Source organism: Bacillus sp. FSL R5-0416, from assembly GCF_037975425.1.
Lineage (GTDB): Bacteria > Bacillota > Bacilli > Bacillales > Bacillaceae > Bacillus > Bacillus subtilis.
Window position 1 is genome coordinate 2,936,848 of the sequence record NZ_CP150252.1, and the last position, 15,563, is coordinate 2,952,410.

Consider the following 15,563-nt stretch of genomic DNA (forward strand, 5'->3'; position numbering starts at 1 on the left):
TCACCCTTTTTCAATTCTTTTTGGCGGCAGATGAAAATTGAAGATTTTTGATCGTTTTCAGACGTTTCATGACATGGTTTTCTTTTCCGAAATAATGAACCAGCTCTTTATATTCAGCGTACAATTTTTCATAAATCGCGGCGTTTTCGGCATTTGGCGTATAAGTTATATCTTTCAGTTTTCCCATGTTCGCCGCTGCCTCTTTGATGTCATCGTAGCCGCCTTTTTCTTTGCCTGCTGCAAGCGCGCCGAAAATGGCAGATCCTAAGGCTGGGGCTTGCGGTGAACCAGAGATTTTAATGTCCATGTTTGTCACATCCGCATAAATCTGCATGACAAACGGGTTTTTCTCAGCTATTCCGCCCGCTGCGAACAGTTCCTCAATCGGAACACCGCTTTCTTTGAATGTTTCGATAATCATCCGGGTTCCGTAAGCTGTCGCTTCAACTAACGCTCTATAAATCTCTTCAGGCTTCGTCAGCAGTGTCATGCCAAGCAGCATCCCTGTTAAATCTGCATCAACAAGAGTTGAACGGTTTCCATTCCACCAATCTAAAGCAAGCAGGCCGCTTTCACCTGGCGCTTGATGGTTTGCTTTCTCACTCAGCAGCTCATGAACGCCAATGTTTTTTTCCTTTGCTTCCTCTTGATAAGCTGGCGGGACACATGTTTTCACAAACCAGTCAAAATGATCGCCGACACAGGACTGCCCGGCTTCATATCCCGCATAGCCCGGGAGAATTCCGTTGTCCACAACGCCGCACATACCTGGAACGATATGCACCTCTTCACCAAGAAGAACATGGCACGTTGAAGTTCCCATAATCATCAGCATTTTCCCTGGCTCTGTAATGCCGACCGCCGGTACGGAAACATGAGCGTCCACATTGGCAACCGCAACAGCCGTTCCCGGGAGAAGCCCTGTCAGCTTTGCCATTTTTTCAGTCAGACTGCCGGCTTTTTCTCCTACTGAATGAATAGAACCTGACAATTTGTCTTTTGTAATCGTTTTCATTGAAGGATTTAATTTCTCAAAGAAATCATCTGACGGATACCCCGCTTTTTCACTCCACATCGCTTTATACCCTGCGGTACAATTGCTTCGCTTGAGCGAGCCGCACAGCTGGTACACGATCCAGTCCGCAGCCTCGATGATCCGGTCAGCCGCTTCATAAATGTGAGGCGCTTCCTCGGCAATTTGCATGACCTTTGGAATCATCCATTCTGATGAAATTTTTCCTCCGTACCGCTGTAAAAAAGCCTCTCCTTCTTCTTCCGCGATTTGATTGAGCCGATCAGCATGTTTTTGGGCCGCATGATGCTTCCAGAGCTTCACATAGCTGTGCGGCTCCTCTTCATATTCAGGCAGCATGCATAACGGCTGCCCGCTGCTGTCAATAGGAAGGATCGTACATGCCGTGAAATCAATTCCAATCCCGATAATGTCTTTCGGTTCAACGCCCGTCTGTTCGAGTAAAGACGGAATGGTTGTTTCCAAGACTTCGAGGTAATCAGCAGGGTGCTGCAGCGCCCAGTCGCGCGGCAGATTTTGACCCGTTTTTGGAAGGACGGTATCAATGACAGCATGCCTGTATTCTTTTACAGCAGCCGCAAGTTCCTCCCCTGTTTGGACATGAACGAGCACTGCTCTTCCTGATAAAGTTCCAAAATCAACCCCTATTGTGTAAGCCATGTGACATCCCCCTCTACTTTTGAAGCCGGTAAAGCGCCTCGTTCCATTTTAACTCGTGTTTCAGTTTATGAATTGTCGTATCACGGGAAATGAGAACACTTTCGATCCCCGCCATTTCCGCCCAATCAAGCATTTGCTCCGCTGTCAGTTCATAAGACAGGCAGGTATGATGTGCACCGCCGGCTAAAATCCATGCCTCCGCTGCTGTTTTCAATGACGGCTCCGGCTTCCAGAGAACACGGGCAACCGGTAAATTCGGCATGTCTTTTTCAATTTCCTGGCCGTTGACTTCATTCAGCACAAGGCGGAAACGCCCGCCAATATCAACAATGCTAGCTTGAATGGCAGAACCGCTGATGCCGTTAAATACAAAACGCGCAGGGTCCTCTTTGCCGCCAATCGAAAGTGGATGAACCTCGATTTTCGGCTGATCCAAAGCGACAGTCGGACACACTTCAAGCATGTGAGAGCCCAGAATCATTTCATTTCCCGGTTCAAAATGGTACGTGTAATCTTCCATGAAGGAAGTTCTTTTTCCTTTAGCCATGATTTTCATCATCCGTACAAGGGCCGCTGTCTTCCAATCTCCTTCACCGGCAAACCCGTAGCCTTTCTCCATCAGGCGCTGAACGGCAAGTCCCGGCAGCTGTTTCATTCCGTGCAGCACTTCAAACGATGTCGTAAACGCTGTGTATCCGCCTTGCTCAAGAAAAGCGGTTAAGCCAAGTTCAATTTTCGCCTGTTCTTTAATGGACGCTACCTTTGCTTCGTCACGTTTTGTTTCCTCACTGATCACATATAGTCTGTCATACTCGGCATAAAGCGTGTCAACCTCGTCGTCCGTAATGCGATCCATCACTTCAACAAGATCCCCGATGCCATATCCGTCAACCTGCCAGCCAAATTGAATATGCGCTCCCACCTTGTCTCCGTCCGTTACCGCGACATGACGCATGTTATCTCCAAATCTGGCAACCTTAATATGTCTGCTTTCATTTAATGCAGCCGCCGTATCCATCCACTGGGACATTTCTTTTTTCACTTCTTCATCATCCCAATAGCCGGCAATGACTTTTCGGCTAAGCCCCATTCTCGAGTTGATGTAACCGTACTCACGATCGCCATGCGCGGATTGGTTGCTGTTCATAAAATCCATGTCAATCGTACCCCACGGGATATCGCGATTATATTGGGTATGCAAATGCATAAGCGGTTTTTGATAAGAGGAAAGGCCTTCTATCCACATTTTTGCAGGGGAAAATGTGTGCATCCATGTAATAATGCCAGCACATGTCTCACTGTACTCCGCTTCTCTTAACAGCTCTCTAATGGTTTCCGGTGAAGTGACGACGGGCTTATGAGTGATTTTATATCTGGAAGAAATCCCGCTGAGCCCCTCACAAATGCTTTTAGCATGCTGATCTACGAGTTCCAGCGTCTCTTCCCCGTATAGGTGCTGGCTTCCTGTCACAAACCAGAATTCATAATCCTTTGTCTGAAGCATGTAAACTGCCCCTTTCTCATAAAATAAAACGCTTTCAAATACAAAAGATACGTACTAATGATAGAAAATAAACCTATAAATAAATATTTGTACGAACAATTTTATTATAGTAATTGACTATTATACTGTCAATCTTTTCTTTTAAAAAAAGCCGGGGGCAGAGTCCGGCTTTTTGATTCAATAGGACGGCCAGCCCGAGCTCCAATTCAAATCATTGATAAGAAGCTTTGGAATGCCGTTGTCATTGGCATCATAGGCATGGCGAACAAGAATGTTTCCGTTCACAATATCCTGGCCTCCAGGTCCTTTCCATTGGTCATTGCCCGAATCCAAAATGGTGCCTCCGCCTTCAAGCATGCTTTTTCCGCTTTTATCAAGATAAGGGCCTGTAATGTTTTTGGATCTTCCGTAAGCAATTTTGTACGTACTGTTTACCCCGTCACAGCATTTATCAAATGAGACCATTAAGTAGTAATAGCCATTTTGATACGTAAGAGTAGGAGCCTCAAGCGCCCCGCCATTATTCGGTCTGGCAGCAATCGAATAGAGCGAGCCTGTAGGCTTCATTGTACTCTTATCGAGCTTAGTCAGCTTAATGCCGCTCCAAAACGAGCCGAATGCAAGCCACGGGTTGCCATCCTTGTCGAATGTCAGCTCCGGATCAATGGCGTTATAATTATTTGAACTTGTCGAACGAATCACCAAGCCCTCGTCCTTCCAGCTCCCCGAACTGATGCTTGTTGAAGATGCCAGGCCAATGGCAGATGTATTGCTTCCAAAAGAAGAAACGGAATAATACAGCCAATACTTGCCGTTATAGTATTGGATGTCCGGCGCCCACTGGTTTTGACCATAATTCGGCACATAATTGGACCACCACGATAGCGGTGTACTGAAAATGGATTTTTGTACGGTCCAATTTTTAGCGTCTGAAGACTTCAAAACCCGCAGTCCCCGTTCTTCAGTAAGCCCTGTTCCGAGCGCATACCATGAGCTCCCCTCTTTAATCATAGTCGGGTCATGAAGCAGCTCATTGGATGCACCCCAAAACGCTGCCTCTGCGGGAGCAGCAGAAGTGAATATCAAACCTGCAGCCAGAGCGGCACTCGAAAAATGTAAGAAACGTTTCCATGTTTTTTTCTTTTTCAATTTTGTTTAACCTCCTTTATATTAGAAAGCGCTTACAAATTAGATTGTTTATCCTCCCTTCCTGTCAAATCGGGCTGCGTATCGTATATCGTCATGTTCAGGAAATTTTCGGTATCCCCTTTATTGTAGTCACTATGCTGTAATTTGTACAGACAAAAAAATAGAATCCGCCTCAATAGGCGGATTCTTCCGTATCTTTATTGGTACGTAATTTCGTCAACCGTTTTTCGGTCTAACTTCTTAATAACTTCTGTAATTAGCTTTACCGCGTTTTCATAATCATCACGATGCAGCATGGCCGCGTGCGTATGAATGTAGCGGGTTGCAATGGTAATGGACAGCGCAGGAACGCCATTTGCCGTCAAATGGATGGCACCCGAATCAGTTCCGCCGCCGGCAATGGCATCAAATTGGTACGGAATGCCGGCTTCCTCCGCAGTGGCTACAACTGCATCGCGCAAACCTTTGTGAGAGACCATGGATGCATCGTAAACGATAATCTGCGGGCCTTTGCCCATTTTGCTCTGCGCTTCCTTCTCGGAAATGCCAGGCGTGTCTCCTGCTATCCCTACATCAACACCAAACGCAATATCAGCCTGAATGGTGTGTGCAGCCGTTTTCGCTCCTCTCAGCCCGACTTCCTCCTGCACGGTTCCGACGCCATACACTATATTTGGATGGTCTGTGTTTTGTAAGTTTCTTAACACATCAATTGCAATCGCACAGCCGATGCGGTTGTCCCAGGCCTTTGCGAGGAGGAATTTTTCATTGTTCATGACCGTAAATTCAAAATGCGGAACGATCATATCTCCCGGAAGTACCCCCCACTCCAAGGCTTCTTCCCGGCTTGAAGCTCCAATATCAATAAACATGTCTTTTATTTCCACTGATTTTTTTCTTGCTTCAGGAGACAAAATATGAGGCGGCTTAGATCCGATAACCCCAGTGATTTCTCCTTTTTTTGTGACGATGGTGACCCGCTGGGCAAGCATAACCTGAGCCCACCAGCCGCCAACGGTTTGAAAACGGACAAAGCCTTTATCGGTGATTTGTGTCACCATAAAGCCGACTTCATCCAAATGTCCGGCGATCATAATTTTCGGGCCGTTTTCTGCACCAGTTTTTTTGGCAATTAAACTGCCCAGGCGATCTGTTGTCACCTCATCAGCAAATGGTTCTATGTATGATTTCATCACTTGCCTTACTTCTCTTTCATTGCCCGGTATGCCTTTTGCATCTGTTAAATCTTTCAGCATGGTCAATGTTTCATCTAATTTTGCCATGTTCCAAACCCTCCTTCATCAGTCCTGCATTCTTATTATACAAAACATAGCGCTAACCATACGACTATTTCACTTGAAAATCGGGTATATGTTTTTACAGCTTTCTTTTAGAAAAAGTGAAACCTTTTTCTATGCTTTTCGTATTACATCAGATCATCACCATAAGGGAGGTGCCTTCACACAATGTTTGTCATGGTTCTAAGGATTATTTTGCTTGCACTTTTTGCTTATTGTATTTATGCCGTGGTCAAATATGTCGCGAATCCTAAGAGAAGGCTTAAGCTGGCCCAATCAAAAGAACATTTTTATATTATTGATGAACAAAACAATACCCGGAAGAATTTTCAGCTGACGTATAAAGGCGTGCTTTTTGAGGGAGAAAAGCATATTCCTTCCAAGGATCATCCGCTGTTTATTCACACGATCTTTGTCTGGACAGAATCTCCTGAGAAGCTGAAGCATTTCTCTGCAAAAGATTTTGAGAGCATTGAAGAAAAAGTGCTGGAACGATATCCAAATTGTAAGATTGACTGGGACCAGCCCATTAAACTCGCAAAAAAAGCAGAAGAGCGTTAAACGCTTTTCTGCTTTTTATAAATCAAACGGGCTGTAGTAAATAGCGATGAGAATCGCTTCAATTACCAGAAGGAGCGGTACTCCGTACTTAAAAGAAGCGTGTTTCGTTTTATGTCTGAAGGTTTGCATGCCAAGCCAGACACCGAGCGCTCCAAACACGATGGCTATCAGCCACAGCCGGTCTTCAGAAATTCTCCACTTGTGCTGCTGCGCTTTGCGTTTGTCAATGCCCATCACCCAAAAACCGCACAGATTAATCAACACCAAATAAGCAGCAATAATCATGTTGCCTCATCCTTTATATAGAAAAAGCCGCTCTGCTGGAGAGCGGCTCTATATGATTACTTGTTTAATTGAGCTTTAGCAGCATCAGCAAGCTGATTGAATGCAGTAAGATCGTTTACAGCAAGATCAGCAAGCATTTTACGGTTTACTTCGATACCAGAAAGCTTAAGACCGTGCATTAAACGGCTGTAAGAAAGGCCGTTCATGCGAGCAGCTGCGTTGATACGAGTGATCCAAAGTTTACGGAAATCACGTTTTTTCTGACGACGGTCACGGAAAGCATAGTTTCCAGATTTCATGACCTGCTGGTTAGCTACTTTGTATAATGTATGTTTTGAACCGAAATAACCTTTTGCTAATTTAAGAACCTTTTTACGACGCTTACGTGTAACAGTTCCGCCTTTTACTCTTGGCATTGAATTTCCCTCCTAATTGTTCCTTATCCGATTACTTGATGTTAGCAAGCATTTGTTTGATACGTTTGAAGTCTCCTGCGCTTACAACAGCACTCTTGCGAAGCTTACGCTTTTGCTTTTGAGATTTGTTGGCGAATAAGTGACTTGTGTACGCGTGAGAACGTTTTAACTTCCCAGAACCTGTCTTTTTAAAACGTTTAGCAGATCCGCGGTGAGTTTTCATTTTTGGCATGGGATTTCCTCCTTATTGCTTTTCGTTTTTCGGTGCGAGCATTAAGAACATGCTGCGGCCGTCCATTTTTGGTTTTGTTTCGACTGTCGCAACCTCAGCACATGCTTCGGAGAAACGGTCTAATACACGCTGACCGATTTCTTTATGAGTGATTGCGCGTCCTTTAAAGCGGATAGAAGCTTTCACTTTATCGCCTTTTTCAAGGAATTTAATCGCATTGCGCAATTTCGTGTTAAAGTCATGCTCATCGATTGTCGGACTTAACCGAACTTCTTTTAAGTTAATGATTTTTTGATTCTTGCGTGCTTCTTTTTCCTTTTTCTGCTGCTCAAATCGGAACTTACCGTAGTCCATGATTCGGCAGACAGGCGGTTTTGCATTCGCTGCAACTAACACAAGGTCAAGATTTGCGCGGCCGGCGATTTCAAGTGCTTCCTGACGGGACTTGATTCCAAGCTGGTCGCCATTTTGTCCGATTAAACGGACCTCACGTGCACGGATACCCTCATTAACCAATTGATCTTTGCTAATAATGAGCCACCTCCATAGTTTCTTCGAATTGATTCACAACTCATTTTGAATGCATTTTGCAGGCAAACAAAAAGTGTGGGCATTATAAAACACCCACACTACGAACATCTGTATCAATAAAAATGTACGGTCAACCTGCCAACTACATGCATGTGTCAATCAGGTGAGAAGCGGGTGCTTCTGCTTGTGATTTATATTCAATTCAATAACTATTCTACACAATACCGGATCTTTAGTCAAGGACGACTTATCCGGAACAACTTTTACATTGTAACATGGGTTTTCTATGAGCGCAAGAGAGAAAAAGAAAATCTTTCATCCCCACCCAGAATGCAAAGAACCAACAATTCCCCCCTTATTTCGCAATTTACAACAAAACCACCGACAGGAAGAAATGTAAAACAAAGTTAATCTCTGACCGATATAAGAAGCAGAAGGGAGCCTGACACATGAACAAACTGATACAGCTTGCTTTATTTTTCACATTGATATTAACCGGTTGCTCGAATAGCAGCACATCTTCCGAATCAAAAGTCGAAACTGTTAAGACAACTGCAGCATTTCCTCAAAAGGGGCTGGAGAAAGAGCTAAAAAAACTAAAACCCGTTTCATTGGACATGAAGTTCGAGAGTCCACTTGCTACTGAGTTAGGAAAGCGGAAGGCAAAAGAAGAAGCTGAAAAGCAAAGACAAATCGCCGCAGAGAAAAAGCTTGAAAAAGAGCGGGAGGCGAAACGAAAGAAACAGCAGGAGGAAAAAGCAGAGAGACAGCGATTAGCAGAGCAGCAGGCGGCAGAGAATCAGCGATTAGCGGAAGCAAAAAGACAAGCTGAACTTGAAAGACAGCGGCAGGCAGCAATCCAAAAAGAGCAGAAAGCGAACGCTGAGAAAAAGCGGCAATCACAGGCACAACGGCAGCAGACCGAGGCACCCTCATCTAATAGTAAAAATCCACCATCTTCCTCGAGTCAGACAGATAAAACCATTCAACAGCCAGCTTCAGAGCTTCCTGATGACGATGGTTATGGTTATGAAGAACGAAAAAAGTGGCATGACGATCAAGTAGAATGGGGCATTAAACAAGGGTATATCGATCCCGAAGACGCACCATAAAATAAAAAAAGCCAAGGCATTCAGCCTTGGCTTATCCTCCGATCAGCTGCACGAACACAGGGATGACCAGAACCGTTACCACTCCTACTACGACAACAGCAATACTTGCCATCGCAGCTTCAACTTCTCCCATCTCAATCCCGACCGCTACACCAAGTGCATGTCCGGATGTTCCAAGAGCCAATCCTTTAGAAATCGGATTTTTCACTTTAAACACCTTCAAGAACAATGCTCCGAGCGCATATACGATGACAGCGTTAAAGATGACCGCAAAGGCTGTGATGTCGCTGATGCCCCCGATGCCTTTTGATAAAGGAAGCGCAATTGCCGTTGTAGCCGCCTGCGGAAGCATGCTTTTCATTACGGCCGAATCGAGATGAATGCCTTTAGCGAGCAGATAAACAATCGTGACAGAGCAGATAGAGCCGGCAATAATGGAGGCCATGATTTGCCACCAGTATTTTTTAAGCTTATCTCTTTGTTTGTACAAAGGAATTGCAAATGCGATCGTTGCCGGTTCAAGGAAAAACTTAATGATCTCTCCCCCGTTATTATAATCCGCGTAGGAAAAACCGCCGATTTTTAAAAATGCGATCCCCAGCACCATGGCAACAAACAAAGGAGTGAAAAGGAAGAAGCCTTTTGTTTTCTTAAATAAAAAGGTGCCGATGCCGAATGCAGCAAGTGATACGACAATCCCAAAATAAGGACTCATTGTGCTTTCCATTTGAAGAACCTCCTGTTTCCCTTAATGGTGAACGAGTTCGTTATTGTTCTGCGGGCTTTGTACTGTTTTTGTTTTCATGTCCGCTGCGGTCTTGTGTTTTCCGCTCAGCGAAAGAATCAGCTGAGAAAACAATCCCGTAGCCCCCAGCAAAATAATCGTTGCGAGCAGAATGACAAGAACAATTTGCAGGCCGTATTGCTGCATCACACCAAGCGAATTCATAACAGATATACCTGACGGAACAAATAAAAATCCGATCAGAGAGGTTAAAGACGTTCCGAGCGTTTCCACTTGTTCCAGTTTAATGACTTTCAAACATAATAGGAGAAATAATAAGACCAACCCTACAACCGATGCCGGGATAGGTATTGGGACAATAGCGGCAATCATATTTGAAACCAGCATAATGACGGCAAAAATAAATGCTTGTGTTAAAAACCCGTACACTTTTTTAGCACTCATTTTCTTCACCTCTTTCTCTTTGGTACCCTCATTATAAATAAGAATCCCCTGTTATAAAGCGCTTACAAGATAACATGCCGAATAGCGGGGCTGAGTTGCAGAATCAAATGGCTGAAATGCAAAAAGCCGCCCATCAAATATGGAGCAGCTTTTTCAATTCCTTCGCATATGTCCGGCTGACCGGTATTTTCGATCCGTCTTTCATGATCAGATTATACGTTGAATTAAACCATGGCTGAATTTCTTTAATATATTCGGTATTCACGACAAAGCTCCGATGGACGCGGATAAAATCAGAATCCGGCAGCTTTTTCTCAATCACAACGAGTGTATCGCTGACCGTATAAGAATGATCGAAGGTTTTTACATTGACATGACCATCTTCTGTTCCGGCATAGATAATGTCCTTCGTATCCACAATCACAATCGATTCCCCCACAGATAGCGCGAGCTTGTGCTGGCCCGCATGGCTGTTTTGCTCTATTTCTACAATATCCCGATTGACTTTTTTATATTTTTTCAGCGTTTGCTGAATTCTTTCTTCATCGAAAGGCTTGGTTAAATAATCAAGAGCGTCCACCTCAAACGCTTTGAGCGCATACTGGTCATACGCTGTCGCAAACACAACTGCAGGAGGATGCTTCATTTTCTTCAATCGCTTTGCGATATCAAAACCGTTTTCTCCGGATAAATCAACGTCTAGAAACAGCAAATCAGGTTTTTGATCCATCATTTGGTCAAAAGCGGATTCGATATTTTCCGCTTCATTGATTTCCATTTCCTCATTGGTCCGCTTAAGCAAGTAAGCCAGTTCATCTCTTGCCAGCATCTCATCATCAACTATTAACACCCTGAGCATGTTCTTCTCCCTCTTTCATCTGTTGCATTGGCACTTGAAAGGAAACCTCTGTCCCTTTATGAACCTCACTGCTGATATGCAGTGCAGCCTGCTGTCCGAATAAACCGATCAGCCGCTGATTTAGGTTATAAAGCGCTGTACCGGTTCCCTCCTTAGACGGAAACGGTTTCTTTCCCAGTTCCGGCAAGACGTCCGGCGGAATTCCGCGTCCGTTATCCGCCACCTTCATATAGACGGATGCATCATCAGATAAGACACAGACTGTAACCTTGCATATGTCTTGTTTTTTCGGAAACGCGTGCCGAAGCGCGTTCTCGACAAGCACCTGCAAAACAAACGGAGGGATTTCAATCTGCTCCAGTCTTGTGTCGATATTAAGCTCAATTTTATATTTCCCGGGAAAACGCGCCTGTTCTAATGACAAATAGGCGTTAAGATGGTTCAGCTCCTTTGAGAGCGGGATCAGCAGCTGTCTCGCTCCTTGAAGGTTTGAACGAAAATAAACACTGAGCTGCAATAGGAGCTTACGGGTTTTTTCAACATCTGTACGGCATAACGCAGAAATCGTGTTGATCGCATTAAATAAAAAATGCGGATTCACCTGTGCTTGAAGCGCTTTAATTTCAGCATCCTTGAGAAGTTTGCTTTGCAGCTCTGCTTCCCCAAGCTCAAGCTGTGTCGAAAACAGCATGGCCAGCCCCTCGGCAAGTTCCTCCTCTACCTGACTCAGGCCTGCCGGGCTTTTAAAGTACATTTTTAAGGTGCCGATTGTATTGCCGTTCGATGTCAGCGGCAGAACAATTGCAGCGTGCAAAGGGCATTCAGCATGCGTGCATTCAATCTCTTCCTGCGAAATCGCCTTCATAATATGCCCTGTTTTAATCACCTTTTTGGACAGGCCGGTGATCAAACTTTTCGATGGGATGTGGTGATCCATTCCCGCACCGACATGCGCAAGGATCTTTTCTTTATCAGTGAGAGACACCGCATCTGTTCCTGTCAGCTTATGGATAATAGCCGCTACACTTTTACAGGAGTTTTCATTTAATCCTTGGCGAAAAAATGGAAGTGTCTGATCAGCAATCGTCAGCACTCGATGCGTTTCGAGAGCTCTTGCCTGTTCTTCCTTGCGAATGATCGCTTGAATAATAGACAGAAAAATAAAACTGCCTGTTCCATTGATGAGTATCATCGGAATTCCGATCATGCTGACAAGCTCCCAAGCGTCACTGAACGGCTTTGCCATCAGCAAAATAATGATCATTTGCAGTGACTCCATGCCGATTCCCACAAGAGCGGCGATGCGCGGTGTCGGCATTCGATATCGCTTCGTAAAATACCTGCCGATCAAGCCTGCAAGAACACCCGCTAAAATAGATGATACGGCACAGCTTAAAGCCGTGCTGCCACCGAGTGAAAAACGATGCAGGCCCGCCAGTATGCCGATCCCAGCTCCTACAAACGGACCTCCGAGAAGGCCCCCGATTTCCACGCCCAAAATACGGGTATTCGCGATAGAGCCCGATGGATCTATCGTAAACACCCAGTCATTGTTTACAATCATATTTCTTTGAATTTCGATGCCTGTATAATTGCTGATGATGCTGAAAAGAGAAAAAATTGAAATTAAAATCGCTTTTCCTTTATAGCCGTCCTGATTCTGAAGAGCTTGTCTGAAAAGTTTCGTATGGGCGAGAATGAACCCTAATATAACAATAATCCCCACTCTCTCCAGCATCATAATCATTAAATGAATCATTCATGTCACCTGTTCTTTCCGTTTTCATTCTAGCATGTTTTCGTTTTACGGCTGACTGTTTTTTTAAAATCGTCTGAAAACATATTTCACAAGGCTTTTATCTATTGTAAAATAAAACATGAGCCTTTTGGCAGAAAGATTTGAATCTGAAGCAGAGGAGAAGATCATGAAAGCCGTATTTTTTGATTTAGATGATACACTACTTTGGGACGAAAAAAGCGTCAGAACAACATTTGCAGAAACTTGCTTACAGGCGGAGAAAAAATATGGCCTTGACCCTGAGGAATTCGAAGCAGCTGTTCGCGAAGCGGCGAGAGAATTGTACATGTCATATGAGACGTATCCATATACAGTGATGATCGGCATTAACCCGTTTGAAGGACTGTGGTCCAATTTCTCAGAGCCAATCAGTGAAGGCTTTCAAAAGCTGAACAAGATTGTGCCGGAGTACAGAAGAAATGCATGGACAAACGGACTGAAAGCGCTTGGGATCGATGATCCTGCATATGGCGAATACTTGGGAGAGTTTTTTGCGGCAGAGCGCAGAAAACGCCCGTTTGTATATGATGAAACTTTTGCTGTACTCGATCAATTAAAAGGCAAGTATGAATTATTGCTTTTGACAAATGGCGATCCGAGTCTGCAAAAGGAGAAGCTTGCCGGCGTACCTGAGCTCGCTCCTTACTTCAATGAAATCGTCATCTCGGGCGCATTCGGCAAGGGCAAGCCGGATGTTTCAATTTTTGAACACTGCCTTAAGCTGATGAATATTGAAAAAGACGATGCCATCATGGTCGGCGATAATTTGAATACTGATATTTTAGGCGCTTCAAGAGCCGGAATCAAAACCGTTTGGATCAACCGGACTGATAAGAAAAACGAAACTGACGTAACGCCTGATTACATCATCAGCAGCCTTCATGATTTGTTTCCTATATTAGAGAAATAAAAAAGCATGATCTCTTCAACGAGATCATGCTTTTTATTTTATTTTTTCGCTTCAGCTACTGCCTTTTTCACAAACTCATCAAGTGAAATGGTTTCAGAGTTCTGTTCTCCGTATTTACGCACGTTTACCGCTCCGTTTTCTGCTTCTTGGTCACCGACCACCAGCATGTACGGGATTTTTTGCATTTGCGCTTCACGGATTTTGTAGCCGATTTTTTCATCGCGGCTGTCGACTTCAACACGCAGGCCTTCACGTTGCAGGCGTTCCTGCACTTTTTTCGCGTAGTCTAAATGCACAGCCGGAGAAACCGGGATGACTTGGAACTGAACCGGTGCAAGCCATGTCGGCAGCGCGCCTTTGTGTTCTTCGATTAAGAAGGCAACAAAGCGTTCCATTGTTGAAACGACACCTCTGTGAATGACAACCGGACGGTGCTGCTTGCCGTCCTCACCGATGTATGTCAGGTCGAAACGTTCCGGCAATAAGAAATCAAGCTGAACCGTAGACAGTGTTTCTTCTTTTCCGATCGCAGTTTTCACCTGAACATCAAGTTTAGGGCCGTAGAATGCCGCTTCACCTTCTGCTTCGTAATAGTCGTGGCCGATTTCGTCCATTGCCTCTTTCAGCATGGATTGCGCTTTGTTCCACATTTCATCGTCATCAAAATATTTCTCTGTATCTTCCGGATCGCGGTAAGACAGACGGAATGTGTAATCACTTAAACCGAAGTCTTCATAAACATCCTGGATTAAACGGACTGTACGGATAAACTCATCCTTAATTTGATCCGGGCGCACAAAGATGTGTGCATCATTTAACGTCATTCCGCGTACCCGTTGAAGCCCTGACAGCGCACCTGACATTTCATAGCGGTGCATCGTTCCAAGCTCTGCAATACGAATCGGAAGCTCGCGGTAACTGTGAATGTCTTGTTTGTAAATCATCATATGGTGCGGACAGTTCATCGGACGCAATACAAGTGTTTCATTGTCCATTTCCATCGGAGGGAACATGCCTTCCTGATAATGATCCCAGTGTCCTGATGTTTCATACAGCTCTTTGCTGCCTAGCACAGGTGTGTATACGTGCTCATAGCCGAGGCTGATTTCTTTATCAACAATGTAGCGCTCGATGACGCGGCGGATTGTCGCGCCTTTTGGCAGCCAAAGCGGCAGGCCTTGTCCGACTTTTTGAGAGTTCGCAAACAGCTTTAATTCTTTGCCGAGCTTTCTGTGGTCGCGTTCTTTCGCTTCTTCTAGCATACGAAGATGCTCTTCAAGATCAGCTTTTTTGAAGAAAGCTGTGCCATATACGCGCTGAAGCATTTGGTTTTTGCTGTCACCGCGCCAGTATGCGCCTGCAAGGCTTAACAGCTTAAATTCTTTGATTTTTCCGGTTGAAGGAACGTGGACGCCGCGGCACAGGTCAAAGAATTCGCCTTGCTCATAGATCGAAACGGTTTCTCCTTCAGGAATCGCATCCAATAGTTCAAGCTTCAGGTCGTCGCCGATTTCCGCAAAACGGGCTTTCGCTTCTTCACGGCTGACTTCTTTTCGAACGATCGGAAGGTTCGCATTAACGATTTTTTTCATTTCTTTCTCGATTTTCGGCAGATCCTCCGGTGTAATCGCTTCGTCCATTTCTACATCGTAGTAAAACCCGTTTTCGATAACCGGACCGACGCCGAATTTAACATCCTTGTAGATGCGTTTAATCGCTTGAGCCAGCAAGTGAGCCGTACTGTGGCGCATAATTTGAAGACCTTCTTCTGAGCCTTCTGTAATGATTTCCACTGTACCGTCTTCATTGATCGGCGTTCTCAAATCGATTTCTTTTCCGTTCAGTTTTCCGGCTAATGATTTTTTCTTTAATCCCGGACTGATGGATGCCGCGATATCTTCTGTTGTTGTTCCTTTCGCAAACTCCTTGACTGCTCCATCAGGAAATGTGATTTTTACCATATCTGACATCTTTGTCACTCCTTTTTTTGCATATAAAAACCCCGCCCCCTATGAAAGGGACGAGG

General features: G+C 44.7%; 16 protein-coding genes and 1 other annotated feature. Of the genes, 3 read left to right on the forward strand and 13 right to left on the reverse strand.

The genetic code is table 11. The features are described from left to right. Positions 1–10: 10 nt before the first annotated feature. The 4 genes from araB to NYE20_RS15770 form a co-directional block, all read right to left on the reverse strand. Positions 11–1,693, reverse strand: coding sequence for a ribulokinase (gene araB, locus NYE20_RS15755; RefSeq protein WP_161621725.1), 1,683 nt, complete (start codon positions 1,691–1,693; stop codon positions 11–13). A 13-nt stretch (positions 1,694–1,706) separates the two neighbouring features. Beyond that, positions 1,707–3,197 (reverse strand): L-arabinose isomerase, encoded by a 1,491-nt coding sequence (gene araA / locus NYE20_RS15760; protein WP_041851079.1) that lies wholly within the window; start codon positions 3,195–3,197, stop codon positions 1,707–1,709. Positions 3,198–3,374: 177 nt separating this feature from the next. Further along, positions 3,375–4,346 (reverse strand): arabinan endo-1,5-alpha-L-arabinosidase AbnA, encoded by a 972-nt coding sequence (gene abnA, locus NYE20_RS15765; protein ID WP_024573508.1) that lies wholly within the window; start codon positions 4,344–4,346, stop codon positions 3,375–3,377. Positions 4,347–4,543: 197 nt separating this feature from the next. Next, the gene (locus NYE20_RS15770) at positions 4,544–5,629 is read right to left on the reverse strand and encodes a M42 family metallopeptidase (protein WP_339183406.1); all 1,086 of its coding nucleotides are present in this window, start codon (positions 5,627–5,629) and stop codon (positions 4,544–4,546) included. A 183-nt stretch (positions 5,630–5,812) separates the two neighbouring features. Between NYE20_RS15770 and ysdB the strand changes: the two genes are divergently transcribed. Next, on the forward strand, positions 5,813–6,205 hold the full coding sequence (ysdB, locus tag NYE20_RS15775) for a sigma W pathway protein YsdB (protein ID WP_029318219.1): 393 nt from the start codon (positions 5,813–5,815) through the stop codon (positions 6,203–6,205). Positions 6,206–6,220: 15 nt separating this feature from the next. On the opposite strand, the gene NYE20_RS15780 is transcribed toward ysdB, so the two are convergent. Genes NYE20_RS15780 through infC form a run of 4 tightly spaced genes read right to left on the reverse strand, consistent with a single transcriptional unit; the run spans position 6,221 to position 7,672 of the window. Further along, positions 6,221–6,490 carry a DUF1294 domain-containing protein gene (locus NYE20_RS15780; protein WP_003229490.1) on the reverse strand — a complete coding sequence of 90 codons (270 nt, stop codon included), beginning with the start codon at positions 6,488–6,490 and terminating at the stop codon, positions 6,221–6,223. A 56-nt stretch (positions 6,491–6,546) separates the two neighbouring features. Continuing rightward, the gene (rplT, locus tag NYE20_RS15785) at positions 6,547–6,906 is read right to left on the reverse strand and encodes a 50S ribosomal protein L20 (protein WP_003222420.1); all 360 of its coding nucleotides are present in this window, start codon (positions 6,904–6,906) and stop codon (positions 6,547–6,549) included. A gap of 31 nt (positions 6,907–6,937) precedes the next feature. After that, positions 6,938–7,138: a 50S ribosomal protein L35 gene (gene rpmI / locus NYE20_RS15790; protein ID WP_003222418.1), complete on the reverse strand. Its 201-nt coding sequence runs from the start codon at positions 7,136–7,138 to the stop codon at positions 6,938–6,940. 12 nt (positions 7,139–7,150) lie between these two features. After that, positions 7,151–7,672, reverse strand: a complete 522-nt coding sequence (infC, locus tag NYE20_RS15795) for a translation initiation factor IF-3 (RefSeq protein ID WP_010886591.1) — start codon at positions 7,670–7,672, stop codon at positions 7,151–7,153. A 58-nt stretch (positions 7,673–7,730) separates the two neighbouring features. Next, positions 7,731–7,861, reverse strand: a sequence feature (ribosomal protein L20 leader region). Positions 7,862–8,118: 257 nt separating this feature from the next. On the opposite strand from infC, the gene NYE20_RS15800 reads away from it, so the two are divergent. Beyond that, entirely contained in the window at positions 8,119–8,781 is a 663-nt protein-coding gene (locus tag NYE20_RS15800; protein WP_041851081.1) for a hypothetical protein, read from the forward strand. Positions 8,782–8,812: 31 nt separating this feature from the next. On the opposite strand, the gene lrgB is transcribed toward NYE20_RS15800, so the two are convergent. The 4 genes from lrgB to lytS all read right to left on the reverse strand — a co-directional run bounded on the left by lrgB (position 8,813) and on the right by lytS (position 12,588). Further along, positions 8,813–9,508 (reverse strand): antiholin-like protein LrgB, encoded by a 696-nt coding sequence (gene lrgB / locus NYE20_RS15805; protein WP_003229482.1) that lies wholly within the window; start codon positions 9,506–9,508, stop codon positions 8,813–8,815. Between the two features lie 21 nt (positions 9,509–9,529). Continuing rightward, complete coding sequence (lrgA, locus tag NYE20_RS15810; RefSeq protein ID WP_041851082.1) at positions 9,530–9,970, reverse strand: antiholin-like murein hydrolase modulator LrgA; 441 nt, start codon at positions 9,968–9,970, stop codon at positions 9,530–9,532. 133 nt (positions 9,971–10,103) lie between these two features. Continuing rightward, positions 10,104–10,829: a two-component system response regulator LytT gene (gene lytT, locus NYE20_RS15815; protein WP_019712907.1), complete on the reverse strand. Its 726-nt coding sequence runs from the start codon at positions 10,827–10,829 to the stop codon at positions 10,104–10,106. After that, entirely contained in the window at positions 10,807–12,588 is a 1,782-nt protein-coding gene (lytS, locus tag NYE20_RS15820; RefSeq protein WP_032726369.1) for a two-component system sensor histidine kinase LytS, read from the reverse strand. The genes lytT and lytS overlap by 23 nt, the downstream gene beginning before the upstream one ends. Before the next feature lie 166 nt (positions 12,589–12,754). On the opposite strand from lytS, the gene NYE20_RS15825 reads away from it, so the two are divergent. Continuing rightward, positions 12,755–13,537: an HAD family hydrolase gene (locus NYE20_RS15825; RefSeq protein ID WP_032726370.1), complete on the forward strand. Its 783-nt coding sequence runs from the start codon at positions 12,755–12,757 to the stop codon at positions 13,535–13,537. Positions 13,538–13,575: 38 nt separating this feature from the next. Here NYE20_RS15825 and thrS read toward each other — a convergent pair whose 3' ends face one another. Further along, positions 13,576–15,507: a threonine--tRNA ligase gene (thrS, locus tag NYE20_RS15830; protein WP_014480529.1), complete on the reverse strand. Its 1,932-nt coding sequence runs from the start codon at positions 15,505–15,507 to the stop codon at positions 13,576–13,578. Positions 15,508–15,563: the final 56 nt, after the last annotated feature.

Coding starts and splice junctions, on each gene's coding strand:
- araB (WP_161621725.1), bottom strand. CDS start 1,693: ATGGCTTACACAATAGGGGTTGATTTTGGAACTTTATCAGGAAGAGCA.
- araA (WP_041851079.1), bottom strand. CDS start 3,197: ATGCTTCAGACAAAGGATTATGAATTCTGGTTTGTGACAGGAAGCCAG.
- NYE20_RS15770 (WP_339183406.1), bottom strand. CDS start 5,629: ATGGCAAAATTAGATGAAACATTGACCATGCTGAAAGATTTAACAGAT.
- ysdB (WP_029318219.1), top strand. CDS start 5,813: ATGTTTGTCATGGTTCTAAGGATTATTTTGCTTGCACTTTTTGCTTAT.
- NYE20_RS15780 (WP_003229490.1), bottom strand. CDS start 6,490: ATGATTATTGCTGCTTATTTGGTGTTGATTAATCTGTGCGGTTTTTGG.
- rplT (WP_003222420.1), bottom strand. CDS start 6,906: ATGCCAAGAGTAAAAGGCGGAACTGTTACACGTAAGCGTCGTAAAAAG.
- rpmI (WP_003222418.1), bottom strand. CDS start 7,138: ATGCCAAAAATGAAAACTCACCGCGGATCTGCTAAACGTTTTAAAAAG.
- NYE20_RS15800 (WP_041851081.1), top strand. CDS start 8,119: ATGAACAAACTGATACAGCTTGCTTTATTTTTCACATTGATATTAACC.
- lrgB (WP_003229482.1), bottom strand. CDS start 9,508: ATGGAAAGCACAATGAGTCCTTATTTTGGGATTGTCGTATCACTTGCT.
- lrgA (WP_041851082.1), bottom strand. CDS start 9,970: ATGAGTGCTAAAAAAGTGTACGGGTTTTTAACACAAGCATTTATTTTT.
- lytT (WP_019712907.1), bottom strand. CDS start 10,829: ATGCTCAGGGTGTTAATAGTTGATGATGAGATGCTGGCAAGAGATGAA.
- lytS (WP_032726369.1), bottom strand. CDS start 12,588: ATGATTCATTTAATGATTATGATGCTGGAGAGAGTGGGGATTATTGTT.
- NYE20_RS15825 (WP_032726370.1), top strand. CDS start 12,755: ATGAAAGCCGTATTTTTTGATTTAGATGATACACTACTTTGGGACGAA.
- thrS (WP_014480529.1), bottom strand. CDS start 15,507: ATGTCAGATATGGTAAAAATCACATTTCCTGATGGAGCAGTCAAGGAG.